Source organism: Nocardioides sp. YR527 (assembly GCF_900101045.1).
GTDB lineage: Bacteria > Actinomycetota > Actinomycetes > Propionibacteriales > Nocardioidaceae > Nocardioides.
Genome location: NZ_FNFN01000010.1, coordinates 33,181 through 58,274, shown reverse-complemented (window position 1 = coordinate 58,274; position 25,094 = coordinate 33,181). Strand labels below are relative to the sequence as shown.

Here is a 25,094-nt window from a genome sequence, read left to right as displayed (position 1 = left end):
ACGAAAGGACGCGATCCGCGTAACCGTGAACCCACCCACCCATACGCGTTCGTGCCGGTGGTGCCCATACGAAGACACCACGGTTTTCGAATGACCCCCTGACCCTCTCCCCTGTGGTGCCCCCGTCGTGATGGCGGGGGCACTTCGTATTTTGGGGTGCGTAGTGGTTGCGTAGTTGGTGCGCAGTGCGTATTATCGATGCCATGGAGACCAAGACCGAGACGCCGTTTGCGGCGAACAACCTGGAGCCCGGTGCCGAAACCTGCATCCACTGCGGGCAGACCCGCTCCGGCCACAGCCTGATCACGGCTGCGTGCCGCAAGGCGGGCTACTACGGCAACCACTTCGACCCCGTGCCCACCACCCACGTGACCGTGAGCATCCCTAACGATGACCTCGTTTGGCAGTACGGAACCCGTTGGGAGACCGCCGAGGGGCACACCGATGAGTGGTGGTCGTCGGAGAAGTTCGCCCGTGACTACACGTCCAACGCCCGCGGGAACCCCTCCCTGGTTCGCCGGATGCTCATCACGGGCCCCGCCGAGGTGGTCCTGTGACCTTCTCCGCCACTGACTTCTTCTGCGGCATGGGCGGCTCGAGCACCGGGCTCGTGGGCGCTGGCTTCCAGGTGAAGCTCGCCGCGAACCACTGGAACCGGGCCATCGAGACCCACTCCAGCAACCACCCCGACACCGAGCACGTGTGCGCCGACCTGTCCGGCGTGGACTTCCGCTACCTCCCGGACACGGACATCCTGTGGGCCTCCCCCATCTGCACCGAACTCTCCCCCGCCGGCGGCCGGTCGAAGAAGCCCCTGGGCCAGGGTGCGCTTGCGTTGGGCCTCGGGGACGACGAGGACAACCTGACCGCCGAGGGCAACCCCCTCCCCCAGGCTGCGTTCGAGCGGACCCGGACCACGTTCTGGGAAGTCATCCGCGCGGCTGAAGTCAAAAGCTACAAGGCCGTCCTGGTCGAGAACGTGGCGGAGGCCGCCGACTGGCCCCTGTTCGACGTGTGGCTGTCCGGGATGACCGCTCTCGGCTACAACCACCAGTTCGTGTCTGTGTCGGCCGCGCACGTCGGCTACACCGATGAGAACCCCAACGCCCCGCAGTGGCGCGACCGCCTGTACGTCGTGCTGACCCGCAAGGGCATCAAGCTCCCCGACGTGGAGCCCCGCCCGATGGCGTTCTGTGGCCGCTGCGACTGTGTGGTGCCCGCCAAGCAGGCGTGGAAGAAGCAGGGCCGCCGGATCGGGAAGTACGGCAAGCAGTACGTGTACGTGTGTCCGCAGTGCCCCGAGATCGTGGAGCCGTACGTGGCTCCCGCGGCGGCTGCGATCGACTGGACCGACCTCGGGACCCGCATCGGTGACCGGGCGAAGCCCCTCGGTGCCGCGACCATGCGCCGCATCAAGATGGGCCTGGAGACCATCGGGAACCCTGCCCTGGTCGCCGCTGGCGGCAACACCTACGACGGTGCGTCCGGCGCGAACAACAACTACGTCCGGGCGTGGCCCGTGGACTCGTCCCCGACCCCTGCCCAGGTGACCGCGATCCAGAACGGGGTAGCGCTCACCGACGAGGCACGCAAGGCCGTCCTCACCCTGAACCACGGCGCGAACGGCGGCCACCGGGCGTTCGACCCCGATGGCCGGCCGATGCCCTCGCGCACGGTGAAGAACGGCGAAGCCCTGGCGATGACTGAGGCGTTCGTGACGATGCTCCGCCGCAACGGCGGCAACACCCCGGTGTCGTCCGCACCGCTTCAGGGGTTCACCGCTGGCGGGTTCCACCACGGCCTCACCGTGCCCCCGGGCGCGTTCGTGTCCGCCCATCATGGTGGGTACGCCGAGGGCGACCCGTCGATGAACAAGGCCGTGTCCGAGCCACTGCGCACGATGACGACCCAGGTCAACAAGAGCTTGGTCATCCCCTACCGCAAGGGCGCGAAGCCGTACGCCGCCCAGGCTGCGCCGCTGTCGACCATCGCGACCCACGACCAGCACGGCGTACTCCGGGTCGAGATCTCGGTGGAGGACTGCTACTTCCGGATGCTGTCGCCGCGGGAGGCCGCGAACGCCCAGGCGTTCCCGCAGACCTACGTCATCACCGGGTCCAAGGCTGAGCAGCAGAAGCAGGCCGGTAACGCCGTGGCGGTGAACGTCGCTCACTGGCTGGGCCGCCAGGTTGCGCGGGTGCTCGCATGAAGAAGTGGAACCCGTGGGTTCGGTTCATCTGGGACCACTGGAACCTCGACATGATCACGTGGGAGCAGGCGGCCGAGGAGACCGCGATCGGGTACGACACCGAGATCGCGGAGTTCAAGGAGACGCGGCCCATGCCCCAGTTGAAGGACTACATGACGGGGCTCTCCGGCCAGTGGCGGCACCAGACCGGCCAGCTCGAGGTGGCGTGATGGGCGGCCACACGAAGGGGCTCGCGGTCGACCTGATCGCAGACCCCGACGACCCCCGCCACGGCACCACCGCCGGCCACTGGGCGCACCACCGCGCCGATGTCCCGCAGTGCGACCCCTGCCTGATCGCAAAGGCCCGCTACGACAAACAGCGCCGGGTGAACGACTACCAGGGGAAGGTCCGGAAGGTCTCGACCTTGGGCGCACGTCGACGCATCGAGGCCCTACAGGCGATCGGGTGGACGAACACCCAGATTGCGGAGGCCGCAGGGTTCAACGATCGTCAGGGGCTCCAGTACGCCAAGTACCACGACCAGATCACGGTCCCGACGTTCGAGCGGATCGCGACGGCGTACGAACGCCTGTCGATGCGGGTCCCGCCGGACTCGTTCGGGAAGTCCCGCGCCATGGCCGCGGCCCGCAAGAACGGATGGGTTCCGCCGCTGGCGTGGGACGACATCGACAACGACGAGGCCCCCGCGGCCGCTGCGATCCCGCCCAAGCCGAAGCCGGACCGTCTGGCCCTGTTGCAGCGTGCCGACGAGGCCGAGCAGACCGCGAAGCAGGCAGCCGAGGAGATCGGGGTGTCTCAGGAGGGCCTGAACCGGTGGTGCAAGCGCCACGGGCACATGGACCTCTACTTCCGGCTGCTGCGCCGGGACCCGAAGTTCAACGGCAATCAGTACCGAGCCGCGTAACCCAACACACAAGGAGAACCACCAGAATGACTCTGCCCACCATCACCATCGTCGGCAACACCACCGGGCCCGCGGAACTGCGGTTCCTGGAGGCGTCGGGTAAGGCCGTCTGCAACCTGACCGTGGTCGCCAACAAGCGGACCCGCAACAAGCAGACCAACGAGTGGGAGGACGGGGGACGGTCCCCGTTCATCCGCGTCACGCTCTGGGAGCAGGCCGCCGAGGACCTGGCCGAGGCCCTGGGCAACGTCCAGTCCGCGAAGGTCATCGTCACCGGGACCCTGATCGCCCGGGAGTACGAGAAGAACGGCGAGAAGCGGGAGTCCATCGAGCTCGACTACGCGACCGTGGGCATCATCCCTGCGTCGACCCGTCCCCGCGGCCAGCAGGGACAGCAGCACCGGCCCCAGCAGGGCCAGCGTGACCCGTGGGCCGCTCCGCCGGCGAACGACCCGTGGGCGACCCCGGCCCCCGCCGACGAGCCGCCGTTCTGATGGCCGACCCGATCGGCGAAAGCCTGGAGATCCAGCCCACCGCGTGCACCTCGTGCCGCATGGGTTCCGAAGACTGCATGGCCCGCCTGAACCGGACCTCTGTGGCTGGCAAGGGCCAGAAGCGGGGGCGGGGCGGTGTTGTTGGTCGTGGCCTGGCGTGCTGCACGTCGTGCGCGGACGGCAACACCCACCCCGCGACGGGTGAGGGGATCGCCTGCGCGGACCACGGCAAGATGTGGGCGCGGAAGAAGTGAGGCGTACGGACCCGTCCGCGAAGACGGTACGGGCAGTGAGAGACCGCGACGGGCACGCCTGTGTCCGTTGCGGTTCTCCGCGTGACCTGACCACCCAGCACCGGGTAGCCCGCGGCATGGGCGGCACTCGAGCCTCGTGGATCAACGAGCCCGCGAACCTGATCACGCTGTGCGGGTCGGGCACCACGGGGTGCCATGGCTGGGTGGAGGCGAACCCGACGATGGGCCGCCATCTGGGGCTGTCGGTGTCTCGCTACGGCCTGCCTCCCGCCGAGGTGCCGGTACTGACGTGGCGCGACGGGTTCGTGCTCCTCGACAACCACGGCGGCTGGACCCTCGTCCCCGAGGCCGACGTGCCCGACATACCCGATTTTGGTGTATGCGCAGTGCTTGCGTAGTTGGTGCGTAGTGCTCTAGATTTGGTGGTGGAGACCGATAGACCACCAACCAAAGAGGAGTGATCTCCATGCCGTGGTTCGTACCGCCCAGCAAGGGCAAGAAGGCCAAGAAGTCGAAGGTCAAGAAGGAGCGCTTCACCGCTCTGGGCCTGTCGCCGAAGGCCGCACGGAAGGCCGCGAAGCGGGCCCGCCGGAACGGCCGAAAGACCTGGTAGTGGCCCTTCGGGGTGCGGTTGGGCGGCTGCGTGCCGCCACTGCGGAGTTGCGTCGGGTGAGTGAGAACCCCGGCGCAACTCCGGCCCGAATCAAGGCGGCTCAGGACGAGCTGTCCAAGGCACAGACCGAAGAACTTCAGTCACGAAAGGGAGACCATGACTGACCAGATCCCGCCACCGTTCAAGGACGGCGGCCACCACAACACGACCCCCCACGGGTCCCCCAGCGTCCACCACGCCCCCGAGGCGCTGAAGGTGCTGACCGAGGAGTTCGCCGACGTAGCGCACCTGCCTGGCGCTGGATACAACGCACCTCGGCACATGGCCGAACGCGGACTCAAGGCGATGGACCTCGCCGGCCTGGCGGTCGTCACCGCCGAGCCCGACGACATGCCGACTCGGATCGAGCGGGCGCTGACGATGCTGGACGCCGCCGAGGCACTGGCCGGCACCAACTCCGCCGTGGAGATCGGCGGGTTCCGCATCGAGGAGTGCGACAACCAGGGAGAGACCGCGACCACGCGGAACCTGCACACCGCGGGCCGTGAGGCCGAGCGCCTGGAGACCGAGAACAAGCGACTGAAGGACGCCGCGCCGAACGTCGAGGAAGACCAGCGCGTGAAGGCGTGGTATCAGATCGCTGATCACCCCGCGTTCCGGTCGTGCTACGAGGAGGAGCGTCCGCTGATCGAGGCTGTGGTGGACAAGATCACTGCGCTGGAGGCCGAGAACCAGCGGCTGACGAGGGCGTGCCAGCAGAAGAATGGCGACTGCGAGCGCTACGCGAAGGCAGCCGCGAAGGCCGAGAAGGACGCCCGGGACCTGGAACGCCAGCGCAACGACGCGTCGGCGCGTGAGAGGAACTGGGCCGCCCAGATGGAGCGCACCGAGCAGCAGCACGAGAACGTCAGCATCCAGCTGTCCGGCGCGCGGGTCGAGGTCGCCCGACTCCGGGAGGCGCTGACCGAGATCCGCGGTGCGGCTCTGGGTGAGGACCCGAAGGACCGGCGTATGGCGCTGCTGGTGATCTGGGCGCTTGCCGGCCAGGCCCTGGAGGGTGGCTCCGATGAGTGAGGTCTTTACGCTGGGTGACACCCTGCCGAACCTGTACATCCCGTACCCGTCGTGCGGCCACTGCTTCAACGACGTGACGATCGAGGACGGCTACGCCTACTGCGAGACCTGCCGTATCCAGTGGCCGGACATCTCCGAGGACGCCACCGCGTCGCCCGACGAGAACGTGGAGGGTACGGAGGTTCCCTGCGAGATCGTCCACGACCAGCAGAAGGCCCCGTACGACCACGACGGGAAGCGCTGGGAGTTCGGACCGCCGCAGCCCTGCATCCTGCCGTCCGGTCACGAGGGCCCCGGCCTGTGCCCGGTGGAGGCGACGATCACGCCGTTCGAGGAGGTGGCCACCCATGGGTGAGCAGACCCGCACCGAGCGCCGCACGAAGAAGCACACGGCCATGATCGACCAGTTCAACGAGCTGTGCCCGATCGGCTCGCCCGTCGTCTTCTGGCCCGGAGTCAGGGACGGCGAGGGCCGCAAGAGCACCACCCGCTCGGTGGCGTGGCTGCTGGGCGACCACACACCGGTGGTGATGGTGGAGGGCTACCCCGGCGGCATCGCGCTGGCCAACGTGATGCCGTACGCGCCCCACCCGAAGCAGGCCAAGCGAGCGGCGTGGGAGGAGGGCGTCCGCGCGGCCCACCGGTCAAACCTGACGCTGTTCGCCATCAAGCAGGTCAACCCATACCGCACGGAGGAGAAGGCCGATGACTGAGACCAAGACTGACCCGCTGGACTTCGGGGCGCTCACCGAGCGACTGGAGGCCAACCCCACCGCCTTCCGCGCCGACACGATCCGTCGCGAGATCGCCGCCGAGCTCGTGCGCTCCGCCGACATCGTCCGGCAGTGGCAACTCATGCACGGCCTTGGCCAGCACATCGCGAACCCGTGTCTCCGGTGTGAGGCATGGGAGCGCGCCGAGGTGGTGCTGAGGGCTCGCGCCCGGGAGCTGGAGGAGGGGTCATGTTCTGGTGGATGAGGCTCCGGTTCTTCCCGAAGGTCCGGTGTGCGGGCTGTGGCCACTCCCCGTGGCTGCACGGGTCCCGCTGGGTCCCCGGGTGCGGTGTCCGCTTCTGTCGGTGCCGTGCTGACTACCTCCGTTCATCCTCGAGCAACAAGGATCGGTGATCCGGTGAACCTGACCGAACTGCTTCAGCGTGTCCCGGGGGTGTATGACGATCTCCACCACGCGCACAGCGTGAAGGTGGGTGAGCCCTCCGAGCAGGTGGCGCACGCTGACCCGGAGTCCTCTCCCCCGGGCAAACTGGCTGTGATCGAGCACCGCTACAAGCTCGTGCGGGTCCTGCGGTGGTGGGTGGATGCCGTACGCGACCCCGCCGACACCACTCCCCCGGTGGGTGGGTCGGTGGTCCGCATGGCGCTGTTCCTGATCACCCACCTCGAGCGGATGGCCGAGGAGGACCGGGCCGACCTGCGGGACGAACTCCGGGAGTGGCGCTACCAGGCGTGGCGTCTGATGGACCCCGCGCCCACGTCCGCGGAGGACCGGAAGAACGGGACGCCGTGGCGTCTGCCGCCGGAGACGCCACAGCAGATCGTGCCCGTGCACGTGGCCGCGAAACTCCTCGGGGTGACCACTCAGACCATCCGGAACCGGGCCCCAGGCCCGACCGCCGGCAAGGTCAAGGTGGAGGACGTCCTGACCAAGGAAGACCTGTGCGTCCACGACCTGTGGGTGCGCTGCTGCACCGAGTGCGGTGCATCGCGCGTTGCGTAGTGCGTGCGTAGTTTGGTACTCTTTCGCGTAGAGTCACCGCAGTGTGATTCGAAGACTTGCCGGGGTGCCCGTACAGGCAGACCCCTCCATAGATACGGCTGCGTCAGGCGCGGCCCCCGGCAGTAAGACCCCCAACCTTGGGTTGGTGGGAAGTCCCACGGGACACAGGTTGTAGCGAACGTCTTGGTCTCCCTCTCGTCGCTCGCTCCCTGTGTCTCGTGGGCATCCATGGCGGGTAGCTCAGTTGGTAGAGCCCCGGATTGTTAATCCGGTCCGCGCAGGTTCGAGCCCTGCCCCGCCAGCCAGGAACCAGGGAGACCCCTTGCTAGATGCGAGGGATAGGGGTGCACCGGGCGGCCCGCCTCCCTGGTTCCGTTGATTCAAGCGCCGATAGCTCAGTGGTAGAGCCCCGGTCTCCAAAACCGGTTACCGAGGTTCGATTCCTCGTCGGCGTGCTCCGGCCCACCCCCTCCCACGCCTCTCCTCTGGACGCGCAAATGGGAGGGGCGGGGCCTTTTTCTATGGAGAGGACCGACCCATGATCTACGGCTACTCGCCGCACTCCCCCACCGTCACCGAGTCCCTGCGTGACGCCGTGCTGCCGTGCCGGCGGAAGGGCTGCGGCTGCATCCCCTACGACCACAAGATCCACTCGAAGAGGGCCCGCGAGGCCCGAGAGGCTCAGTCATGAGACGCATCGTCGCGGCCCTGGTGGCTGCGTTCCTCGCTGTCGTCCTGTTCGCTCACCCTGCGGAGGGCTACGCGCCCACGTCGCTGTCGATCGGGACCCACAACCTCCTCCACGGGAAGGCGGCCCCGCACGCGTTCGCTGACGTGATCGGGTGGCAGGAGGCCGACACGAGACGGGCCCACACCCGCATCCGTGCCATGGACGGCTACCGGACCTACTCCCGTACCGAGGTCCCGATCTCGTGGCGTACCGCCTCGTGGCGCTACCAGGACGCCGGGACCGTACGGACCCACAAGGGCCTGTCCCGCGTCTCCCCTCACCGTTACGTCACCTGGGTGAGGCTCGAGCACCGTCGTACGCACGTCGTGATCGTGCTGATGAACACCCATGCCGTGAGTGGCGCGTGGAACCAGAACACAGGCGAGCTCGCAGAGTCGTGGCGTCGTTCGATGTGGGGTGTCCATGATCGGGCTGTCGATCGGCTCGCGGACCGGTTCGCCGCCAAGGGCTATCGCCTGTTCCTCACGGGGGACATGAACCGTCTGCGGCACGTCTACACCTACACGTGTCTGCGGCGTGCGGATGCCGGCGGGATCGACGTCATCCTTCGTTCCACGTCGTCGCGCCTTGAGTCTCGCGAGGTTCTGCCCTACTGGGGTTCAGACCACCGTGCGGAGCGTGTGCGCGTGAACGTGCACTGAGTGTGCGTGCGCACGGCAGGACTCGAACCTGCGACCTCGTCCTTGTAAGGGACGCACTCTAACCAACTGAGTTACGCGCGCTAGACGCCCGAACTCTACCGCTGCACCGCCCTGGGGCCACATCCCGGGGCGTTCGTCATTTCCAAGAGGAAGGAGGGGATCACATTGCGCAAGGACACCACCTGGCCCATCTCGGACACGAGCTGGTGACCCTCACCCTTCCCCCAGGCAGGGGCGCTTACTGCCCGCGTCGGCTGGGAGGCCGACCCAACATCTCTATCCCCGTCTGAGAGGCGGCTGTATGAAGTGCAAGGCAGGTGCCTACGCCGGCCCGGACGCCGTGAAGCTCGTGAAGTGGACCTCCACAGGTGAATGGGACGGCGAGACCGCCCCCGCGACCCTGGTAGCCCAGGCCACGGGGATCGGGCCGACCACCCTGAAGGACCACCGTGGCGGCCGCTGCTCGTGCCACAAGAAGGTCGAGACGCAGCCGCGGGAACTGAAGATCCTGATCATCGACATCGAGCGTCTGCCTGGGTGGGTGGCGTTCGAGAAGTCGGGGATCAACCTGTCGGGGCCGTTCTGGGACCTGTCGGGGTGGAAGTGGCTGATCAAGCATCGTCTCTCCCCCGACGCGGTGACCCGGTGGCCCCGCACGATCTGCGCTGCGTGGCGGTTCCTCGGTGACTCGGGTACTGAGTTCGCATCCGAGTGGGGTGACGGCCCGGAGGGGCTGATGCGCCGCACCTGGGAGGCGTACGACGCCGCTGACATCGTGGTGGGCCACAACCTGGCCCGGTTCGACACGAAGCACCTGAACACCGGGTGGCGGGACGCGGGCTTCATGCCTCCGTCGCCGTACAAGACGATCGACACCCTGTCTGTGGCCCGCCGTCACTTCGGGGACGAGTCCAAGACCCTCGACGCCCTGACTCGTCGCCTGGGACTCGCTTCGAAGACCGACAAGTACGACGCCGCTGTAGCCCAGGCCGCGTGCGACGGTGACGTGGAGGCGCAGAAGCGGATCCATGGGTACAACGTGGGCGACATCGACGCCACGGAGGCTCTGTACCTCGCTGAGCTCCCGTGGATCAACGGTCACCCGCACGTCACCCCTGACGCCGGCAACGCGCGCGCTGCGTGCCCTCGCTGTGGCTCGAGGAACGTGGAGCGCAACGGCACGTGGTCCCCTGGCGTGTTCGTGTATGCGGTGTACCGGTGTACGGACTGTGGGGGTAACTACCGCACGACGTACGAGACCCGCGGCCCTTCGGTGCGTGCGCTATGAGCAACTGGTGGGATGACCTGCCGGAGAACGACGAGCACCTGGAGCGTGGGGAGAACTGAGAAGGGCCCGTCAACCACGATCGGTTGGCGGGCCCTCTCGGTGTGTGTCAGTCGCCGTACCGGAGCGCGGACCCGAGAGTGATCGTGTCCTCGAACAGGTGGGCGTGTGCTGGGCACTCGCGCTTGTAGTCGGTGATGCGCCGTACGGGGAACCGGTGGAACTGGTCAGAGTGACCGCAGTCGCAACCGGGCGCGCATTGGTGAGCGGTGCACGTGCACTTCATCGCAGGTTCACCGCCTGCACCATGGGGAGCGGACGACGGGCACCGGGGCGCTTCATGCACTCCCGGCAGTCGCCCATCCCGCATCCACACGAGGTGATCACGTCGCATCCGGGCGCGTGACGGTTGTTGTCGGTGTCGCACACCTCGCAGTAGCGCGGCATCACGCACCGTGCCTCTCGACGTAGCGGGTGAGCGTACGGGCGGCCGAGTCACGCATGGACGCCTCGTGACCAGGCTCAGCGAGCGCTACAGCCTGCAACGCGCCAATGGTGGTCCACGGGTCGACGTGAGCCGCCTTGTCGATCAGTTCCCGAGTCAACTCGGGTGCTTCGGTCTTGGTCTCCATAGGGACCATCGTACTCACTACGCAAACACTTCGCAATGCTTTCGCACACACTGTTCGCACGCAGTGCACGCGCACAGGAGGAACACACCATGAGCACGGACCGCGCACGCGTGCAGCCCCTTACGCGCGAGGAGAAGGACCGGATCCTCTCCCTGCATGGGGAGGGCAAGACGCGGGGGGCGATCGCTCGGACGGTGGGTCGTGATCCTGCGTCGGTCACGCGTGTGGTGAAGGCCGCGGGTAAGTCGTTCGCTCGGACGGATGAGGTGAAGGAAGCCATCGAGGCAACGAAGGTCGACAACGCCGGCAGGCGCGCGAAGTCGGTGCAGCGGCTCTACACGCTGGTGGAGCGGCTGTTAGACCGGTTGGACGCGGACACGTACACGACGATCGGTTACGCCTTCGGGCAGGCCATCAAGACGAGCCTGAACCAGGACGAGGTTCCGCCCGCTGAACTGCGGCACCTGACCGCGACCATGACGAACCTCCTGCACTCGGCGGCGAAGCTCGAGGCCGTGGACAAGGGCATGGGCGGCGAGGCCGCTATGTCCCTCCTCGGTGATCTGTTCTCGGGGTTGCAGGCCCAGTACGGCGACGGCACAGACGAGGCGGTAGAGGATGACTCCGAGTCGCCAGATACTGAGTGAGGCCCAGCGGCGATCCATCGCACTGTCCACGGCTCGCATCAACCTGTGGGAGGGCGCGATCCGGTCGGGCAAGACGATCGGGTCGCTGATCCGCTGGGTTCACTACGTGTCGCGCGAGGCTCCACGGTCGGGGATCCTGTTCATGGTCGGGCAGACCAAGGACACCATCAACCGCAACGTCCTTCAGCCGTTGATGGATCCGGCAGTGTTCGGGCCGATCGCTGCACACGTCCACTACACACAGGGCGCTGACACGTGCGTGATCTTCGGCCGGACCGTTCACCTCGTGGGCGCGAAGGACGTCAAGGCGTTCGGGCGTATCCGGGGTGCGACCTCGGCGGGTGCGTACGTCGATGAGGCAACGCTGCTGCCCGCCAACTTCCTGACCGAGCTCTTGGGTCGTATGTCGCTGAAGGGCGCGAAGCTCTTTGCGACCACGAACCCGGACAGCCCAGCGCACTGGCTGAAGCGGGAGTTCATCGACAGGGCGCGTGACCTGAACATGCGGGTGTTCTCGTTCACCCTGGACGACAACCCCTCACTGGATCCCGCGTACGTGAAGGCCATCAAGGCCGAGCACACCGGGCTCTGGCATCGCCGCCTGATCCAAGGGCATTGGGTCGCGGCTGAGGGCGTGATCTATGAGGCGTGGAACCCTGACCTCCACGTCACCGCGGATATCCCGAGGATCGACACGTGGCTGTCTGTGGGCCTGGACTACGGCACCACGAACCCGCTCGATGCGTCACTGATCGGGCTGGGCACAGGGGCGGATGGGGTACGGCGGTTGTACGTCACCGACGAGTGGCGGCACGACCCGAAGGTGGCCCGCCGGCGACTCACCGACGTGGAGCACTCGACCAACGTCCGCGAGTGGCTACAGCAGACACCCAGGTTCGACGGCACCACAGAGAAGGGTGTGTCACCGCGGTTCATCGTGGTCGACCCCTCCGCCGCCTCGTTCATTCAGCAGCTCAACCACGACCGTGTCGGCAACATCGCCCCGGCGAAGAACGACGTGGTCCCCGGCATCCGCACCGTGTCCTCTCTCCTCGCCGCCGATCGGCTGCGGGTGCATCCGTCGTGTGCCCCGCTCATCGATGAGATGTCTTCCTACTCGTGGGACGACAAGGCGACCGAGAAGGGCGAGGACAAGCCCCTGAAGGTCGCAGACCACGCCGTGGACGGTCTCCGTTACGGCATCCACACCACTGAGCCCCTTTGGCGGGGGCAGATCGGACGGCTGACTGATGCCGCTGCCTAACAACGGGGCCGTGTGGCCTCCCGCCCACATCGAGCCGGTTCGGGCGGACATCCTGGAGTGCGACACGTGGTATTCGGGCGACCCGGAGCGCCTGCGCACCTTCTACGAGGGCGGGTCGTCTGCGCCCGCTCACCCCAACCGAGCGTCGCAGTACGCCGGCGGGATCAAGGGCAAGGTCGCCCGCTGGTGGTGGGGTGTGCCCACGCCCGCGGGTGAGACCCCGGTGAAGCTGCACGTACCGCTCGCCGCGGACCTGTGCGCCACCTCCTCGGATCTTCTGTTCTCCGAGGCCCCCAACCTGACGGCCGCCGAGGACGAGGAGACCCTGGGTCAGTTCCTCGCGGACCTGCTCGAGGATGGCCTGGTGTCCGTCCTTCAGGAGGCGGCCGAGGTCGCGGCTGCACACGGTGGGGTGTACCTCCGCAACGTGTGGAACCTGGCCGCACGCGAGCGCCCGTGGACCAGCGTGGTTCACGCTGACATGGCGGTCCCGGTGTTCCGGTATGGCCGTCTGCACGAGGTGACGTTCTGGCAGCAGCTCCACGGCACCGACTCCAACAGTCAGGTGGTGTGGCGTCTGCTGGAGCATCACGCGGTCGGGTACATCGAGCACGGCCTGTTCAAGGGCACCTCCGACAACATCGGGCAGCGTGTCCCTCTCCAGGACCACCCGGACGCGGAGTACCTCGCTCCCCTGGTCGACGCCGAGTCCCGGCAGAAGACCGGCATCCTGCGCCTCACCGCGCAGTACATCCCGAACCAGTTGCCCAACCGGCTCCACCGCGGGTCCCGTCAGGGCCGCTCCGACCTCCAGGGCCTCCTCCCCCTGCTGGACTCCCTGGACGAGGCCTACTCGTCGTGGCAGCGCGACATTCGCCACGCGAAGTCCAGGCTCCACGTCCCCGCCCAGTACCTCGAGTCCATGGGCCCCGGTGAGGGTGCCATCACGCAGTTGGACAAGGAGGTGTACATCCCGATTCAGGGGATGCTCGCCGGCGGTGACTCGTTGCAGATCGACGCCCAGCAGTTCGAGATCCGCGTGGAGGAGCACAAGGCGACGTGTGCGGAGTGGACGAAGACGATCATCGAGTCGGCGGGCTACTCCACGCAGTCACTCACCAGCGACGGGGGCAGCGCGGTGACGGCCGCCGAGGTCCACTCCCATGAGCGGCGCTCGTACATGACCCGCGGGAAGAAGGAGCTCCGGTGGATCGCTGCGCTGCGTGAGCACGTGGAGGTGCAGGTGGAGATCGCCAACGCCCTGGGTGCTGGCATCGCTGGGGACGGGGTGCAGATCGAGTTCCAGGACGGTGTCCAGGACTCGGCGCTGAACCTGGCCCAGACCGCGATGGCTCTCCGCAACGCTGAGGCCGCATCCACGGAGACGCGGGTGCGGATGGTCCACCCCGACTGGGATGACACCCAGATCGAGGAGGAGGCCGCCAAGATCATGGCGGAAACCGGGGGCGGCGCACCGATGCCTGTCCCGGAGGATGCCGGGTTCTAACCACCCGTCAGGGCCGTTCACACACGGGCGGCCCTGACGTACCGTACGAGATCGGAAGGGGGACCTTATGCCCGTGTCACGGTTGACCGCCGAGGGTCTAGCGGCCCAGGTCGCGGCGGTGTACGCCGACGTTGAGGTACGGCTGCTGTCGATGATGGCGCGCTACCTCGAGCAGGGCACCGAGTCCCCTGACTGGCTCAACACCAAGATGGCGGAGTTGCAGACGTTCCGCCGGCGCGCGATGCGGCTCATCGCGGCGGGCGAGGACGAGGCCGTGGAACTGCTGGTGGGTGCGCTGCACACCGCGTACATGCGCGGGCAGGCGTCCGCCCAAGGCGAGCTCGACACCAACCCCGACCTCACGGACGAGGCCATGCCGGCACCGCGGTTCGCGGACCTCGCCATCCAGTCCATGGTTGCGGCGCAGTCGGAGCAGATGCGGGGCCTGTCCCTCCCGATCGTGCGGGCCGCTGAGGGCGCGCTGCGCGACATCATCGTGTCCGTGGCCGCCGGGTCCCTCACCGGTGCCACCACGAGACTCCAGGACGCCCAGACAGCGCTCGATCGTCTGGGGTCTCGGGGTATCCGGGCAGTGACCGACACTGCGGGCCGTCAGTGGGAGCTTCAGACGTACGTGGAGATGGCCACGCGTACGGTGACGGCCCAGGCGTCGGTCCAGGGTCATCTCGACCGGCTGGAGGATGCGGGGATCAACCTGTTCCAGGTGTCTGACTCTCCGCGTGAGTGCGAGATCTGTGCACCGTGGGAGGGGAAGATCCTGTCCCGGGGTCCGGTGTCCGCGATCCAGCGGAACCGGCGGACGGGCAAGATGGAGTCGGTCCGTGTCGACGGCACGGTGGAGGAGGCGACACGGGCGGGCCTGTTCCATCCGAACTGCACCCACAACCTGTCCGGCTACATCCACGGCGCGACCCGAACCAGTGACGCCGGCAACGACCGCGCGGGCTACGAGGCCCAGCAGCGGCAACGGCAGATGGAGCGGAAGGTGCGGGAGTGGAAGCGTCGTGAGGCTGTCGCGGTCACGCCGGCGGCGAAGGCTCGGGCGCGCGCGAAGGTGAAGGCGTGGCGTGACGCGATCGACGCCCACACGAAGGAGCACGGTCTTCCGAGGAAGCGGAACCGCGAGACCCTGACCGCGGCCCGGTGACCTTCGAACACGTGTTCTAGACTCGCTGCATGAGGGCGACGATGAAGCGACCAGCGAAACGGACGCTCCCGACGCTCGTGTGGTGGCAATGGGACCAGTCCATCGGAGGCCGCGTCCCCAGGTTCCCACCACGCCCCGCGGTCCTCCTGGAGTGGCGCGTGGTGGAGCGCCCAGGGCGTCCGAACCGCTGGGATGGGCTGGTCCTGTGGGCCGAGTCCAAAGGTGGGCTGCTGCGGTGGAGCATCCACCTCGATTGGGCGTATGCCTCCGAGCTGATCCCCGTGGGCGACCCGCCTACCGAAGACGGTGGCGGGCCTGGTCGATGATCCCTCGAGCCTCCGCACCGAACACCGCCTGATCCCGGAGCGCATCGAAGACCCGCACGAAGTGGGAGATCGTCTCCGGCCGCGAGGTCTGAAGCGACGCAGACCAATACTCCTGCCGCAACAGCGTCTCGTCGTAGAGGTAGAACGCCTCCCCCGGGAACAGACTCCGACGTTGCCCAAGCGGGATGATCCCCACCGACACGTACGGCATCTGCTCGACCTCAAGCAGGTAGTCCAGTTGACCACCCATCACGTCGCGCCCGCCCGTGTTGCTGTACAGCGCGTACTCCTCCATCACGAACACGAACGCAGGCCGCCCCGTCCCCAGGAACTTCTTCCGGAGCATCCGGTTGCGGGCCGCCTCCTCCACGTTCTCCAACGGCAGGCCGTGAATGTGGGCGTGGAGCGTGAACAGCTCGCGGGTGTAGTCCAGCGTCTGGAGCCAACCCGGGATGTTCAGCCCCTCGTAGATCCGGAACAGCTTCGTCCGGGCGTACCGGTCCATCAGGTCGAGCTGCAGGTTCTGCATGCCCCGTTTGTGGACCTGCTTGTAGTCGTGCCACATCTGATCGATTTCGCGGGAGACCGCGATCAGTTCGGGCACCAGTCGTTCCGCGCCGCACACAGCGGCCCAGGCCCGAATGTTCTCGTCACTCGGGGCCTGGGTGCCGTGCTCGATCTTCGAGACCTTCGACTTGTTCCATCCGCATCGGGCCGCCATCTCCACACCGGTGATGCCGGCGTCCAGGCGGAGCCGCTTCAACCGCGACCCGAACGCTCTCTTCGCGGACTCGGATGGGTGCTGTTCGGACACGACGGGCTACGGCGTGTACGTGCCGTTGGGTCTCCCGATCGACCACGCTTGCTCGAACGCTTCGACGCAGAGCTTGACCACCTCGGGGTCGGTGCACAACTGCATGCCCACGGACTGGTTGTCTCCTCCGAGGAGGTTGAACACCACGAGGTCGTCCCTGATGAGGCAGTCGTTGACGGGGAGCACGATCGTTGCGGCCTCGGGGCGCGGGAGCCACCGGAGTTGTTCCCCGGTGTTGGCGATCTCGACCGCCATCCGCTGGTACTCCGACAGGGGCTCAGACACGACGCGGACGCGACGGTAGTTGATGCCCTTCTCCGCCAGTCCAGCGATATCGGCATCGTTGGCGACCCGCCGGCGCTCCAGGAACTCCTCGTCGTTGGTCCGCCACGCGTCCATGAGTTTCCGGTCGATCTCGTAGTGGTCGCGGAGTTCGAGTTTACGGACCTCCCCGGGCTGCCCGAATACGAGCTCGCCGCGACGCTCAGCCGAGATCAATTCCATGCCGCTCCTTCACGTACTTCTTCACGAATGCGTCTACAGTGCGCCCGGACATCTCGCCGTACGTCTCGTCCGGGGCGAGGCCCACGAGCTGGTCACGGACCTCGGGGCCGGTGATCTTGGACTGCACGATCCACGAGCCGCGATCGGTCTCGTAGAACGTCTCACAGTCGCCGGTTCCGTCTGACTCTGGATCCTTGATGTAGAAGGTGAGGGTGAGGTTGTCGTCCGAGTTCGGCATGCTGGTTCCCCTCCAGTGGGTGGCTGTGGTGCTCAACGATGGCACCTCTCGCGAGACCCGGTCAAGGAACTTCGGGGAACTTCGTTTCACCTGTCGTCGGGCCCGTCTTAGCGTCTGTGTTGCCCGGAGCGCCGCCGACAAGGGGTAACCACACACCTTGGTTGACACGGTGGCGTTCCGGGTTCCAGACGCCAACACGACGGGACCAGGGATGGATTCGAGCAGGTGCGGGACGTGCGATCTGTACTGGCCGCGGGAGGAGCGGCACCCGCCGTGCCTGAAGCTGTCCCCCGAGGAACGCCGCGAGCGCGGAGCCCTGATGGCCCAGCCGGAGCCTGACCCCGTCTCGAAGTAGAACGAGCCCCCACCCGGTGTCCTGGGTGGGGGCTGTTCGTCGTTGGTGCGCGTGCAGTGCTCAGGCAGTGCGCGCGCACGGGGTCAGAAGATCTGCGGCGCAGGCGGCTCATCGTCCGGAATCGGCGTGGGCGTAGCGCCCGCCGCCTCGATCCACTTCCCCCGGTCACGGAGCGACATCGTGTCCTGATCAGCGATCCCCTCGCCGGCGTTCACCGTCGCCATGACGAGGGCGAGCGTCGCGTGAACCTGGGCCTGTCCAACCAGCCGGTTGAAGTGGTCCGGGCCGAGCGTGCCCGTCTCCACCTTGGCCATGATGTCCTCTGCCTTGCGGTAGTGATCCGGTCCGTTCATCGTGTCGTGTTCTCCCTATCTGTTGCTGCCCGCACCCCTCCGGCGCGAGCACGTCTATCAGGCCGGCGTCTCGGGCTCGTACATCGAGCAGAGGCGGCCATGGGTCGGTCCCGGAGGGTCGGTGATCAGGCACTCACACGGCCCGTCCTCGGCGTATCCGCCTTCCGTGTTCACCTCGTGCTCAGCCATGGAACCAGTCGTCCAGGTCCAGGTCTTCAGGATCCGGGCACCGCCGGCACACGCCGTTCACCCAGGATTCCGGCCCCTCGTGCCGGTTCGGGTTCAGGCAGTTCTCCGGGACATCCGGGTGCGCTTCGACCGCCTCACCCTGGAACCCACACGGGCAGGTCACCAGTTCCTCGCGGGGATCGTGCTGCCCTCGGTTCTCACGGCCACAGGTCGGGCATGTCCACTGGAAGAGGACGATCACCTTCACTCGATCAGCCACGGCTCGCATCCTCCCACTTCCACACACCCAGCTCGCGGACCTCGGCGGCCCGGTTCATCGCCGCATAGTCCGCCCCAGTCGGCAGCACCGTGTCGCGGCCACCTGGCGTCCCAGCGATCACCCCGGACACCCCGTGGTCGGCGTGCTCGTCGGGGTGCGGGATGCCCAGGACGTGACCGAGCTCGTGCGCGATGATCGACGTACGCTGGTCGCGGTCCATCCGGTTGTTGGTGTTGAGCTGGATCACCATCGCACCGTTCCCAAGGTCGGAGGCGAGGCCAGCCCATCCCGTGTCGTTGTAGTCCCAGGCTTGCACGTACGCCGTGTACGTCCCCGGCACGGGCTCGAGCCCCAGGCGGATGTCGATGCGGGGCGAGCGGTCCCATGCCTCAACGGCGTCTCGTACTGGGTGTCTGCCCCACAGGCCGCCGGTGTTGTCGATCACCGTCACGCGGGGTACGGATCGTTCGATGGCCGGCGGTGCCGCTGCGACCTTCTGGTGTGGGGTCGCCTTGGCGGGCTCGCAGGTCGTCACGCCGGCGGCGAGTGCTGCCATCAGCAGCGTGAGTATCAGCGGGATGAGCAGGGGTCGAGTGTTGGTTTCGGTCTCCATGCCCGGAAACGGTACGCACTGCGCGCTCACTGCGCAACCACCCATACGAACTATGCGCGCGGTGGCGTTGGATGATGGCGGCGATCCCCACCCCGAGAACGGTCCCCAGCAACCAGCCGGTGACCATGAGGATTCCGCTCACGCCTGTTCGTGCTTCCGGGCTAAGCGGAGGTTCCGTTCAACGACCTTCCACGCGCGCGCGGCTGCCTTGGTCTTCCCGGATCCTTCGAGCGCCTGGGCCTTCGCGGTGTACTTCGCGGCTTCCTTGGCGTGGAACTGGGCGAGGGGTGCGTGCCAGTCCTCTTTCAGGAGCTCGGCGGCGGTGGGTTCGGTGTCGCTCACTGCTGGTGTCTCTCTCGTATCGCTGCTAGCAGCCAGGTCATGATCTCGGCGTAGAACCGGGCGTGCCTGGTCATACGTAAAGGATGAGGGGTGAGCGCGTAGTGCGTAACCACCCGTTTGGGTCATCCTTGATTTGAGGTATGCGGATCGCACTTCGCACCCAGTTTTGTGCGAGTGCAGTGCGGGTGCAGTGCGAGCGCACAAAAAACGCACAAAAGTGCACAGACCTCGCACGCCACGTTTTGACGTGGTTTTGATGCACATCAGATCTTGGTCATCGACGCGTCAGGCGGCCTCTGGGATCGTGTCATTCGGTGCGTTGTCGCAGGTCAGGCCATAGGTTCTGTGCGCGTGCACTGCGCGTGCAGTGTCCGCGGTGTGCGAGCGTTGTGCAGCGTACAGATACAGAAGTTATCCCTAAAGGGATAACAACACGCGTACGCACACGCACGCGCGAGAGCGAGCCACCATCGAGGCCACTGGCGAGGTACACCGCGATGTGCGTACTACGTGCGAAGTTTGGTACTGTAGTCCGTAGAGTCACCGCAGTGTGACCAGCGCCGAGCCCAGCAGATTTCCGGACGGAGATTGAGCAACGGCCCGCGCATCACCCCGCCACCTGGAACCGCCTCCGCAAGAGCGCGCTCACCGGGTCGGCGGGGTTCTTCATGTCCACCCCGAACCAGAGGGAGACCCCGTGAGCCTGGAGCACACGACGAACAACCCCGCCGACCTGCTGTCCGACGACGCTCGGGCATGGCTGGCCGGCACCATGGCGAAGAACGCTGCCCGGTTCGGTGGCTGGTCCATGGACGCATCTGGTGACACCGGCGACGGTGACACCGGCAGCGACGACGGCACCGATGACGGTGACGACACCTCGAGCGATGACGACTCCCAGGGGAGCGACAACGACGAGGGCGACGACACCGAGGGTGACGACGACGAGTCCGGCAAGGACAAGCGTGTCACCAAGGCCAACAAGGAAGCCCAGCGCTACCGCGAGAAGCTGCGCGCCGCCGAGAAGGCAGCCGCGGACAACCAGTCGGTACTGGACGCCCTGAAGAAGGCCCTCAACGGCGACAAGGACGACGCCCCCGCCGATCCCAAGGCCCTCGCCGCGGAGATCGAGAAGCAGAAGGCCGACGCGGCCGAACTGCGGGTGTCCCTCGCCGTGCACAACCTCGCGGCGGGTGCGGGCGCGAACGCGTCGGCCCTGCTCGACAGCAAGTCCTTCACGTCCTCCATCTCTGGGCTGGACCCGGAGACGGACGCGAAGAAGATCACCGCGGCCATCAAGACCGCTGTGGCGAACAACCCTGCCTATCGGCTGACCCAGGGGTCAAGCGCGGGCGGCGGGGACATCGACGGCGACAAGAGCGAGAAGCCCGCCAAGGGGACCAAGTCCCTCGAGCAGGCCATTCGCGATCGCTACAAGAAGTGACCCCTCCCCCTTCCGAAAGGTAGACCACCATGGCTGCTGTGACTCTGGCTGAGTCCAAGAAGAACACCACGGACGACATCGACCTCGCGGTCATCGATGAGTTCATCAAGTCGGACTGGTTCCTCTCGAACGTCCAGTTCGATGACGCTGTCAACCCCGCTGGCGGTGGCGGCACTCTGACCTACGGGTACACCCGTCTCGTCACCGAGCGCGGTGCGTCCATCCGTGACTACGGGTCGGACATGCCCGCCGAGCAGGCCGCTGTCCGCCAGCGCTACTCGGTGGACCTCGTCCCGATCGACGGCACGTACAAGGTCGACCGCGACCTGGCCGGCCTCGGCCCGGCCGCGACCAACGAGGTCGCGTTCCAGTCCCAGCAGGCCATCAAGGCTGTCCGGGCGAAGTTCAACGAGACCATGATCGACGGTGCCCGCCAGACCGGCGGCAACGGCTTCGATGGTCTGGACGCCGCCCTCGCCGGGTCGACCACCGAGATCGCCACGGGCCCCGACCTCTCGCAGGCCGCCGTCTCCACCGAGATCAAGGCCCACGACGCGATCGACGCCCTGGACGAGTTCCTCTCGCTCCTGAACGGCACCGCCACCGCCCTGGTGACCAACGCCAAGGGTGTGCTGCGTCTCCGCTCCCTCGCCCGCCGCGCGGGCTACTACGAGCGCGAGAAGGACGAGTTCGGCCGCCAGGTCGAGTCCTACAGCGGTGTCCCGTTCGTGGACCTCGGCGCGAAGTCGGGCAGCTCCGCTCCCGTCATCCCGGTCGACACCACGTCCACCCCGGGCTCCTCGCTCGTGGACATCTACGCGGTTCGCCTGGGCCTGGACGGCTTCCACGGCGTGTTCACCAACGGGGGCAACCTCGTGAAGAACTGGCTGCCGGACTTCGAGACCCCGGGCCCGATCAAGCCGGGTGAGGTCGCGATGGGCCCGATCGCCTTGGCGCTGAAGGCGACCAAGGCCGCGGGCGTCCTGCGCAACGTGAAGGTGGCGTGACGATGGCGAAGGTCACGACCGCGCCTGACTTCAATGGTCAGGTCGGAACCGTCGTGTTCCGTGACGGTGAGGGCGAGACCGAGAACGAGGGGATGCTGGCGTACTTCCGCCGGCACGCCGACAAGTTCGAGGTCGACGGCGACGAGCCCGCCGAGGACGAGGGCCCGAAGCTCACCCCGAAGCAGGCCCTCCAGGCCGAGCTCGAGGAGCGCGGCCTGTCGACCGAGGGCAAGGTGGACGAGCTGAAGGCTCGTCTTGCTGAGTTCGAGGCCGCCAAGGTCGAGGCTCCCGAGGTCGAGGCTCCCGCCGACGGATCGACCGAGGGCGACTCGAACGACGGTGAGCCCGTCGAGGGTGCCGACTCCGACGAGAACGAGGACGAGGACGGCGATGGCGGCTCCGCCGAGACGGCCTAAGGGCCTGCTCACCTTCAAGGGCTCGCTGTGGAACGCCCTCACGTCGGGACAACTGGAGAAGGCTGTTGCCCAAACCAGGAAGAACGCCAAGAGGGCTGGCAGCAAGCACACCCGCAAGAAGCGCTGACACGCAGGGGGCACACCACACACGGTGTGCCCCCTGGTCGTGAAGGAGGGGAACATGGCACGGATCTACGCCCAGGTCACTGACCTCCCGGACTACCCCGGCGGCGACACCCTCACCGACCCCACCGCGTCCCTTCTCCTGCGCATCGCGTCGGGGATCGTGGACCGGTGCTTGGTTGGCCGGCGCTACCCGCACGACGCCAACGCGATGCCCACGGACGAGGACGACATCCAGGCGATGAAGGACGCGACGTGTCTCATCGCGATCGAGGCCAACGCCGCCGGCATCGGCAAGCCCGGTGAGTCCACCGAGTGGGGGCAGGTCGCCATCGGCAACGTGTCCCTGTCGAACCGGCAGCGCGCCGAGGGTGTCACCCTCGTGGACGGTGTCCCCGTCCCCGTGCTGGCGGCTCAGTCGCTGCTGTCGGTGGGCGCTCGCTGCGTGCGGGTGATCTGAGATGGACATCCCCGCATGGGTCCTCGTCCACGAGGTCGCCGTGAAGCCCCTCCTTGGGGAGGGCTCGAACGGCAAGATCTACGGTCCCTCGTTCCCGCTGAAGTGCATGGCGCAGGGGAACGTACGCCGCATCCGGAACACCGAGGGTGACACCGTCGTGTCCACCCTGACCCTGTTCGCCGCACCCGGCCAGGCTGACGCGATCCCCACGGGGTCGCTGGTGACCTGGCGTGGCGGTGACCGGGAAGTTCTGGTGTCCGTCGACCACGACGACGGCGGCCTTGGGACGCCCCAGCACACGGAGGTGGCGGCACAGTGAGCGCTGGCTTCGAGATCAACCTGAACATCGACGGCGCGAAGAAGGCCGTACGCGAGGCCCGAAAGCAGGGTCTGCGGGACGCGGTCGAGTACGTGCTGACCGAGGCGAACAAGCACATCCCGCACGACGAGGGCAACCTCGAGCGGTCGGGCCGTGCCGACGTGAACGCCGAGGGGACCCGCGGGGCGGTCTCGTACGACACCCCGTACGCGGTTAAGCAGCACGAGGACATGTCGCTGCGTCACCCGGGCAAGGGTCAGGGGAAGTGGCTGGAGAACACCATGACCCGCGAGGCGGACACGGTGCGGGAGATCATCGGGACCGCGATCAAGGGAGCGATCGGTGACTGATGCCGCTGTGGTCGCGATGGCCAAGATCCTCCATGACGCTGGCGTCGGGGTCTACGACCCTGAGAACCCGATCCCCGCCGACAAGATCCCGATCTCGATCTCCGGCTTCACGGGCACACACACGCGCGGGATCGCCGTCACGACGTACGCCGGCGGGGTCTCGCCGGACTCCCGCGAGAACGACGAATACCCCCGCCTCCAGGTCCGCGTCCGGGACACCGCGCCGCTCGCTGGCCTGGACCTCGAACGCGATGCATGGCAGGCCCTTCAGTTCCGTGTCGGCGGCCCGTCACCGCGGGCAGTGGGCGACTGGTGGGTGCAGGACATCCACGCCATCCAGAGCGAAGCCGAACCCCTAGGCCGTGATGACGCGGGCCGGTGGGAGTTCGTACGCAACTACCAACTCCACATCAACCCCCTGACGTAAGGAACGCATCATGGCGAAGTACAACGCCCGTGACTGGATCTTCGAGGCCACCCCGGACCCCGAGGCCGGAACCCCGGTCTGGACCAAGGTCGAGGCCGTCAACACCTTCACCCTGTCCCGCTCCGCCAACGAGGCGACCGTGGAGACCACGGACTTCGACTCCGCCGGTGAGTACGAGGGTCAGGCCATGCAGCGCGGAGCCTCCCTCCAGCTCGCCGGCCAGAAGCGCCTCAACGCCGCTGGTGACGACTCGGCTCCGGGTCAGAAGGTCTGCAACGACCTGGCCCAGGCTCTCGGTGAGGCGTCGCTGGGCGGTGTCCGGTTCCGCCACGTCTCCGAGGACTCGTGGGAGGTCTGGACCGCGTTCGCTTCCAGCGCCGACGAGGGCGGCGGCAACAACGACAAGTCCTCGTGGGGTGTCACCTTCACCCGCTCGGGCCCGAAGACCACGGTGGCTGTGACCCCGTGACGGTGAGCCCCGGGACCATTCGGACCTTGTCCGGACTCCCGGGGCGTACGTCGCCCGCCTAGCTCAGTAGGTAGAGCACCCGGCTCTTAACCGGGGTGTCGCAGGTTCGAGCCCTGCGGCGGGCACCCACTCCGATCCACACCACGAGCACAGGGAGACCCCGTGACCGAGCACGACGACACCACGCCCGACTTCGACTTGGACGACCCGTTCGGACTCGAGGACGACGAGCCCACCGTGGACCTTGTCCCCGAGGACGACGAGGACGACGAGGACGACCACACCGACTTCGATGCGTGGTGGAAGAAGCAGGCCAAGGCCAAGAAGAAGCCTGCGACCACCACCATCCGCGGGGTCACCATCACGCTCCCCCGATCCCTCCCGCTCCAGTACCAGCTCGAGGTGACCCGGCAGGGGAAGCTGAAGCCGGACAAGCAGAACCCGCTGATCCTGGCCTCCATCCTTCTCGGGCAGCAGCAGACCCAGCAGCTTCTCCGCGCGGGCCTGGACCTGGACCAGTTCCCGGTTCTCCTCGCGTGGATCCCGGCAAAGATCCAGGGGTCGGACATGACCCTGGATGAGGTCGCCCGCGACCTGGAGGAGTACGAGCGGAAGCGCGCCGAGAAGCGCGCTCAGGGGGACGAGTCGGGGGAAGCCTGACCCCAGAGCAGCAAGAGGAGTTCGACCACTGGTGCCTGATCCTCAGGCACTGGGGCCTGGTCGTGGCGGACTACCGCCGAGAGTACGACCTGTCTCCGGACGCGGTCGCCGTGCTCGACCTGCCTGAATTCCTCTGGCTTCTCCGGGGCCTCTCCCCCAGCGCCCGCTTCATGAAGGCGTGGCGCGACGCTCCCCGCAACGTCTACACCGATGCCGATATCGCCGCCGTACACGACAACTAGG

At 67.1% G+C, this 25,094-nt stretch carries 39 protein-coding genes, 4 tRNA genes and 1 pseudogene; 33 read left to right on the top strand and 11 right to left on the bottom strand.

Translation table 11 applies throughout. The features are described from left to right. Positions 1-203 precede the first annotated feature (203 nt). The 17 genes from BLT25_RS25440 to BLT25_RS25370 all read left to right on the top strand — a co-directional run bounded on the left by BLT25_RS25440 (position 204) and on the right by BLT25_RS25370 (position 8,680). Positions 204-557: a hypothetical protein gene (locus tag BLT25_RS25440; RefSeq protein WP_091052051.1), complete on the top strand. Its 354-nt coding sequence runs from the start codon at positions 204-206 to the stop codon at positions 555-557. Beyond that, positions 554-2,209, top strand: a complete 1,656-nt coding sequence (locus BLT25_RS25435; RefSeq protein WP_091052049.1) for a DNA cytosine methyltransferase — start codon at positions 554-556, stop codon at positions 2,207-2,209. Before BLT25_RS25440 ends, BLT25_RS25435 begins: the two co-directional genes overlap by 4 nt. Further along, on the top strand, positions 2,206-2,418 hold the full coding sequence (locus tag BLT25_RS25430; protein WP_091052047.1) for a hypothetical protein: 213 nt from the start codon (positions 2,206-2,208) through the stop codon (positions 2,416-2,418). The genes BLT25_RS25435 and BLT25_RS25430 overlap by 4 nt, the downstream gene beginning before the upstream one ends. Beyond that, a complete protein-coding gene (locus BLT25_RS25425) occupies positions 2,418-3,116 on the top strand; it encodes a hypothetical protein (RefSeq protein ID WP_091052046.1) in 699 nt (232 codons plus the stop codon). The genes BLT25_RS25430 and BLT25_RS25425 overlap by 1 nt, the downstream gene beginning before the upstream one ends. A gap of 26 nt (positions 3,117-3,142) precedes the next feature. Next, on the top strand, positions 3,143-3,610 hold the full coding sequence (gene ssb / locus BLT25_RS25420) for a single-stranded DNA-binding protein (protein WP_091052044.1): 468 nt from the start codon (positions 3,143-3,145) through the stop codon (positions 3,608-3,610). Beyond that, entirely contained in the window at positions 3,610-3,864 is a 255-nt protein-coding gene (locus BLT25_RS25415; protein WP_091052042.1) for a hypothetical protein, read from the top strand. The genes ssb and BLT25_RS25415 overlap by 1 nt, the downstream gene beginning before the upstream one ends. 35 nt (positions 3,865-3,899) lie before the next feature. After that, the gene (locus BLT25_RS25410; protein WP_143033857.1) at positions 3,900-4,262 is read left to right on the top strand and encodes an HNH endonuclease; all 363 of its coding nucleotides are present in this window, start codon (positions 3,900-3,902) and stop codon (positions 4,260-4,262) included. Positions 4,263-4,330: 68 nt separating this feature from the next. Continuing rightward, entirely contained in the window at positions 4,331-4,477 is a 147-nt protein-coding gene (locus BLT25_RS30065) for a hypothetical protein (RefSeq protein ID WP_176884273.1), read from the top strand. A 156-nt stretch (positions 4,478-4,633) separates the two neighbouring features. After that, on the top strand, positions 4,634-5,551 hold the full coding sequence (locus tag BLT25_RS25405; protein WP_091052038.1) for a hypothetical protein: 918 nt from the start codon (positions 4,634-4,636) through the stop codon (positions 5,549-5,551). Then, positions 5,544-5,906 (top strand): hypothetical protein, encoded by a 363-nt coding sequence (locus BLT25_RS25400; RefSeq protein WP_091052036.1) that lies wholly within the window; start codon positions 5,544-5,546, stop codon positions 5,904-5,906. The genes BLT25_RS25405 and BLT25_RS25400 overlap by 8 nt, the downstream gene beginning before the upstream one ends. Beyond that, positions 5,899-6,264 carry a hypothetical protein gene (locus BLT25_RS25395; protein ID WP_091052034.1) on the top strand — a complete coding sequence of 122 codons (366 nt, stop codon included), beginning with the start codon at positions 5,899-5,901 and terminating at the stop codon, positions 6,262-6,264. The genes BLT25_RS25400 and BLT25_RS25395 overlap by 8 nt, the downstream gene beginning before the upstream one ends. Next, the gene (locus tag BLT25_RS25390; RefSeq protein WP_091052032.1) at positions 6,257-6,529 is read left to right on the top strand and encodes a hypothetical protein; all 273 of its coding nucleotides are present in this window, start codon (positions 6,257-6,259) and stop codon (positions 6,527-6,529) included. The genes BLT25_RS25395 and BLT25_RS25390 overlap by 8 nt, the downstream gene beginning before the upstream one ends. Before the next feature lie 153 nt (positions 6,530-6,682). Then, entirely contained in the window at positions 6,683-7,288 is a 606-nt protein-coding gene (locus tag BLT25_RS25385) for a hypothetical protein (RefSeq protein ID WP_091052030.1), read from the top strand. A 229-nt stretch (positions 7,289-7,517) separates the two neighbouring features. Beyond that, positions 7,518-7,593: transfer RNA gene (locus BLT25_RS25380), tRNA-Asn, on the top strand. 79 nt (positions 7,594-7,672) lie between these two features. Next, a tRNA-Trp gene (locus tag BLT25_RS25375) sits at positions 7,673-7,743 on the top strand. Between the two features lie 83 nt (positions 7,744-7,826). Continuing rightward, a complete protein-coding gene (locus tag BLT25_RS30060) occupies positions 7,827-7,979 on the top strand; it encodes a hypothetical protein (RefSeq protein WP_176884271.1) in 153 nt (50 codons plus the stop codon). Then, on the top strand, positions 7,976-8,680 hold the full coding sequence (locus BLT25_RS25370) for an endonuclease/exonuclease/phosphatase family protein (RefSeq protein ID WP_091052029.1): 705 nt from the start codon (positions 7,976-7,978) through the stop codon (positions 8,678-8,680). Before BLT25_RS30060 ends, BLT25_RS25370 begins: the two co-directional genes overlap by 4 nt. Positions 8,681-8,687: 7 nt before the next feature. On the opposite strand, the gene BLT25_RS25365 is transcribed toward BLT25_RS25370, so the two are convergent. Beyond that, positions 8,688-8,761, bottom strand: a tRNA-Val gene (locus tag BLT25_RS25365). A 220-nt stretch (positions 8,762-8,981) separates the two neighbouring features. Here BLT25_RS25365 and BLT25_RS25360 point away from each other — a divergent pair. Beyond that, positions 8,982-9,968, top strand: coding sequence for a hypothetical protein (locus BLT25_RS25360; RefSeq protein ID WP_091052027.1), 987 nt, complete (start codon positions 8,982-8,984; stop codon positions 9,966-9,968). A gap of 443 nt (positions 9,969-10,411) precedes the next feature. Here BLT25_RS25360 and BLT25_RS25355 read toward each other — a convergent pair whose 3' ends face one another. Then, complete coding sequence (locus BLT25_RS25355; protein ID WP_091052026.1) at positions 10,412-10,597, bottom strand: hypothetical protein; 186 nt, start codon at positions 10,595-10,597, stop codon at positions 10,412-10,414. 89 nt (positions 10,598-10,686) lie between these two features. Between BLT25_RS25355 and BLT25_RS25350 the strand changes: the two genes are divergently transcribed. The 4 genes from BLT25_RS25350 (at position 10,687) to BLT25_RS25335 (ending at position 15,183) form a co-directional block, all read left to right on the top strand. Beyond that, positions 10,687-11,244 carry a helix-turn-helix domain-containing protein gene (locus BLT25_RS25350; RefSeq protein ID WP_091052024.1) on the top strand — a complete coding sequence of 186 codons (558 nt, stop codon included), beginning with the start codon at positions 10,687-10,689 and terminating at the stop codon, positions 11,242-11,244. After that, a complete protein-coding gene (locus BLT25_RS25345; protein WP_091052022.1) occupies positions 11,216-12,508 on the top strand; it encodes a PBSX family phage terminase large subunit in 1,293 nt (430 codons plus the stop codon). Before BLT25_RS25350 ends, BLT25_RS25345 begins: the two co-directional genes overlap by 29 nt. Before the next feature lie 10 nt (positions 12,509-12,518). Beyond that, complete coding sequence (locus BLT25_RS25340; RefSeq protein WP_176884268.1) at positions 12,519-14,015, top strand: phage portal protein; 1,497 nt, start codon at positions 12,519-12,521, stop codon at positions 14,013-14,015. A gap of 73 nt (positions 14,016-14,088) precedes the next feature. Next, positions 14,089-15,183 (top strand): phage minor capsid protein, encoded by a 1,095-nt coding sequence (locus tag BLT25_RS25335; RefSeq protein WP_176884266.1) that lies wholly within the window; start codon positions 14,089-14,091, stop codon positions 15,181-15,183. Positions 15,184-15,477: 294 nt separating this feature from the next. Here the strand turns inward: BLT25_RS25335 and BLT25_RS25330 are convergent, their stop codons facing one another. From BLT25_RS25330 to BLT25_RS25300, 9 genes and pseudogenes are all read right to left on the bottom strand, one after another. After that, on the bottom strand, positions 15,478-16,113 hold the full coding sequence (locus BLT25_RS25330) for a DUF5753 domain-containing protein (RefSeq protein WP_256328788.1): 636 nt from the start codon (positions 16,111-16,113) through the stop codon (positions 15,478-15,480). Between the two features lie 15 nt (positions 16,114-16,128). Next, a pseudogene (locus BLT25_RS30745) lies at positions 16,129-16,323 on the bottom strand (helix-turn-helix domain-containing protein); the annotation flags it as partial. A 6-nt stretch (positions 16,324-16,329) separates the two neighbouring features. Continuing rightward, a complete protein-coding gene (locus BLT25_RS25325; protein WP_091052016.1) occupies positions 16,330-16,827 on the bottom strand; it encodes a DUF6879 family protein in 498 nt (165 codons plus the stop codon). Next, positions 16,808-17,065, bottom strand: a complete 258-nt coding sequence (locus tag BLT25_RS25320; RefSeq protein WP_091052014.1) for a hypothetical protein — start codon at positions 17,063-17,065, stop codon at positions 16,808-16,810. Before BLT25_RS25320 ends, BLT25_RS25325 begins: the two co-directional genes overlap by 20 nt. A 438-nt stretch (positions 17,066-17,503) precedes the next feature. Then, positions 17,504-17,773, bottom strand: coding sequence for a hypothetical protein (locus BLT25_RS25315; RefSeq protein ID WP_091052013.1), 270 nt, complete (start codon positions 17,771-17,773; stop codon positions 17,504-17,506). Positions 17,774-17,830: 57 nt separating this feature from the next. Further along, positions 17,831-17,962: a hypothetical protein gene (locus tag BLT25_RS30530; protein WP_256328787.1), complete on the bottom strand. Its 132-nt coding sequence runs from the start codon at positions 17,960-17,962 to the stop codon at positions 17,831-17,833. Beyond that, positions 17,955-18,221, bottom strand: coding sequence for a hypothetical protein (locus BLT25_RS25310; RefSeq protein ID WP_143033856.1), 267 nt, complete (start codon positions 18,219-18,221; stop codon positions 17,955-17,957). The genes BLT25_RS30530 and BLT25_RS25310 overlap by 8 nt, the downstream gene beginning before the upstream one ends. Continuing rightward, positions 18,214-18,834, bottom strand: coding sequence for a zinc metalloprotease (locus BLT25_RS25305; protein WP_091052010.1), 621 nt, complete (start codon positions 18,832-18,834; stop codon positions 18,214-18,216). The genes BLT25_RS25310 and BLT25_RS25305 overlap by 8 nt, the downstream gene beginning before the upstream one ends. Before the next feature lie 138 nt (positions 18,835-18,972). Then, a complete protein-coding gene (locus BLT25_RS25300; protein WP_091052008.1) occupies positions 18,973-19,176 on the bottom strand; it encodes a hypothetical protein in 204 nt (67 codons plus the stop codon). A 697-nt stretch (positions 19,177-19,873) separates the two neighbouring features. On the opposite strand from BLT25_RS25300, the gene BLT25_RS25295 reads away from it, so the two are divergent. The 11 genes from BLT25_RS25295 to BLT25_RS25245 all read left to right on the top strand — a co-directional run bounded on the left by BLT25_RS25295 (position 19,874) and on the right by BLT25_RS25245 (position 25,093). Next, positions 19,874-20,620, top strand: a complete 747-nt coding sequence (locus tag BLT25_RS25295) for a hypothetical protein (protein WP_091052006.1) — start codon at positions 19,874-19,876, stop codon at positions 20,618-20,620. Between the two features lie 29 nt (positions 20,621-20,649). Beyond that, a complete protein-coding gene (locus tag BLT25_RS25290) occupies positions 20,650-21,627 on the top strand; it encodes a major capsid protein (RefSeq protein ID WP_091052004.1) in 978 nt (325 codons plus the stop codon). Positions 21,628-21,629: 2 nt separating this feature from the next. After that, positions 21,630-22,043: an SAP domain-containing protein gene (locus BLT25_RS25285; protein ID WP_091052003.1), complete on the top strand. Its 414-nt coding sequence runs from the start codon at positions 21,630-21,632 to the stop codon at positions 22,041-22,043. 181 nt (positions 22,044-22,224) lie between these two features. After that, positions 22,225-22,626, top strand: coding sequence for a hypothetical protein (locus BLT25_RS25280; RefSeq protein WP_091052001.1), 402 nt, complete (start codon positions 22,225-22,227; stop codon positions 22,624-22,626). Position 22,627: 1 nt separating this feature from the next. Next, on the top strand, positions 22,628-22,945 hold the full coding sequence (locus BLT25_RS25275) for a hypothetical protein (RefSeq protein WP_091052000.1): 318 nt from the start codon (positions 22,628-22,630) through the stop codon (positions 22,943-22,945). Next, positions 22,942-23,295: a minor capsid protein gene (locus BLT25_RS25270; protein WP_218131482.1), complete on the top strand. Its 354-nt coding sequence runs from the start codon at positions 22,942-22,944 to the stop codon at positions 23,293-23,295. The genes BLT25_RS25275 and BLT25_RS25270 overlap by 4 nt, the downstream gene beginning before the upstream one ends. Beyond that, positions 23,288-23,722: a minor capsid protein gene (locus tag BLT25_RS25265; RefSeq protein WP_143033855.1), complete on the top strand. Its 435-nt coding sequence runs from the start codon at positions 23,288-23,290 to the stop codon at positions 23,720-23,722. Before BLT25_RS25270 ends, BLT25_RS25265 begins: the two co-directional genes overlap by 8 nt. A gap of 10 nt (positions 23,723-23,732) precedes the next feature. Further along, positions 23,733-24,191 carry a phage tail tube protein gene (locus BLT25_RS25260; RefSeq protein WP_091051996.1) on the top strand — a complete coding sequence of 153 codons (459 nt, stop codon included), beginning with the start codon at positions 23,733-23,735 and terminating at the stop codon, positions 24,189-24,191. 52 nt (positions 24,192-24,243) lie between these two features. After that, positions 24,244-24,316, top strand: a tRNA-Lys gene (locus BLT25_RS25255). Between the two features lie 37 nt (positions 24,317-24,353). Beyond that, on the top strand, positions 24,354-24,851 hold the full coding sequence (locus BLT25_RS25250; RefSeq protein ID WP_091051994.1) for a hypothetical protein: 498 nt from the start codon (positions 24,354-24,356) through the stop codon (positions 24,849-24,851). A 62-nt stretch (positions 24,852-24,913) separates the two neighbouring features. Next, positions 24,914-25,093: a hypothetical protein gene (locus tag BLT25_RS25245; protein ID WP_091051992.1), complete on the top strand. Its 180-nt coding sequence runs from the start codon at positions 24,914-24,916 to the stop codon at positions 25,091-25,093. Position 25,094: the final 1 nt, after the last annotated feature.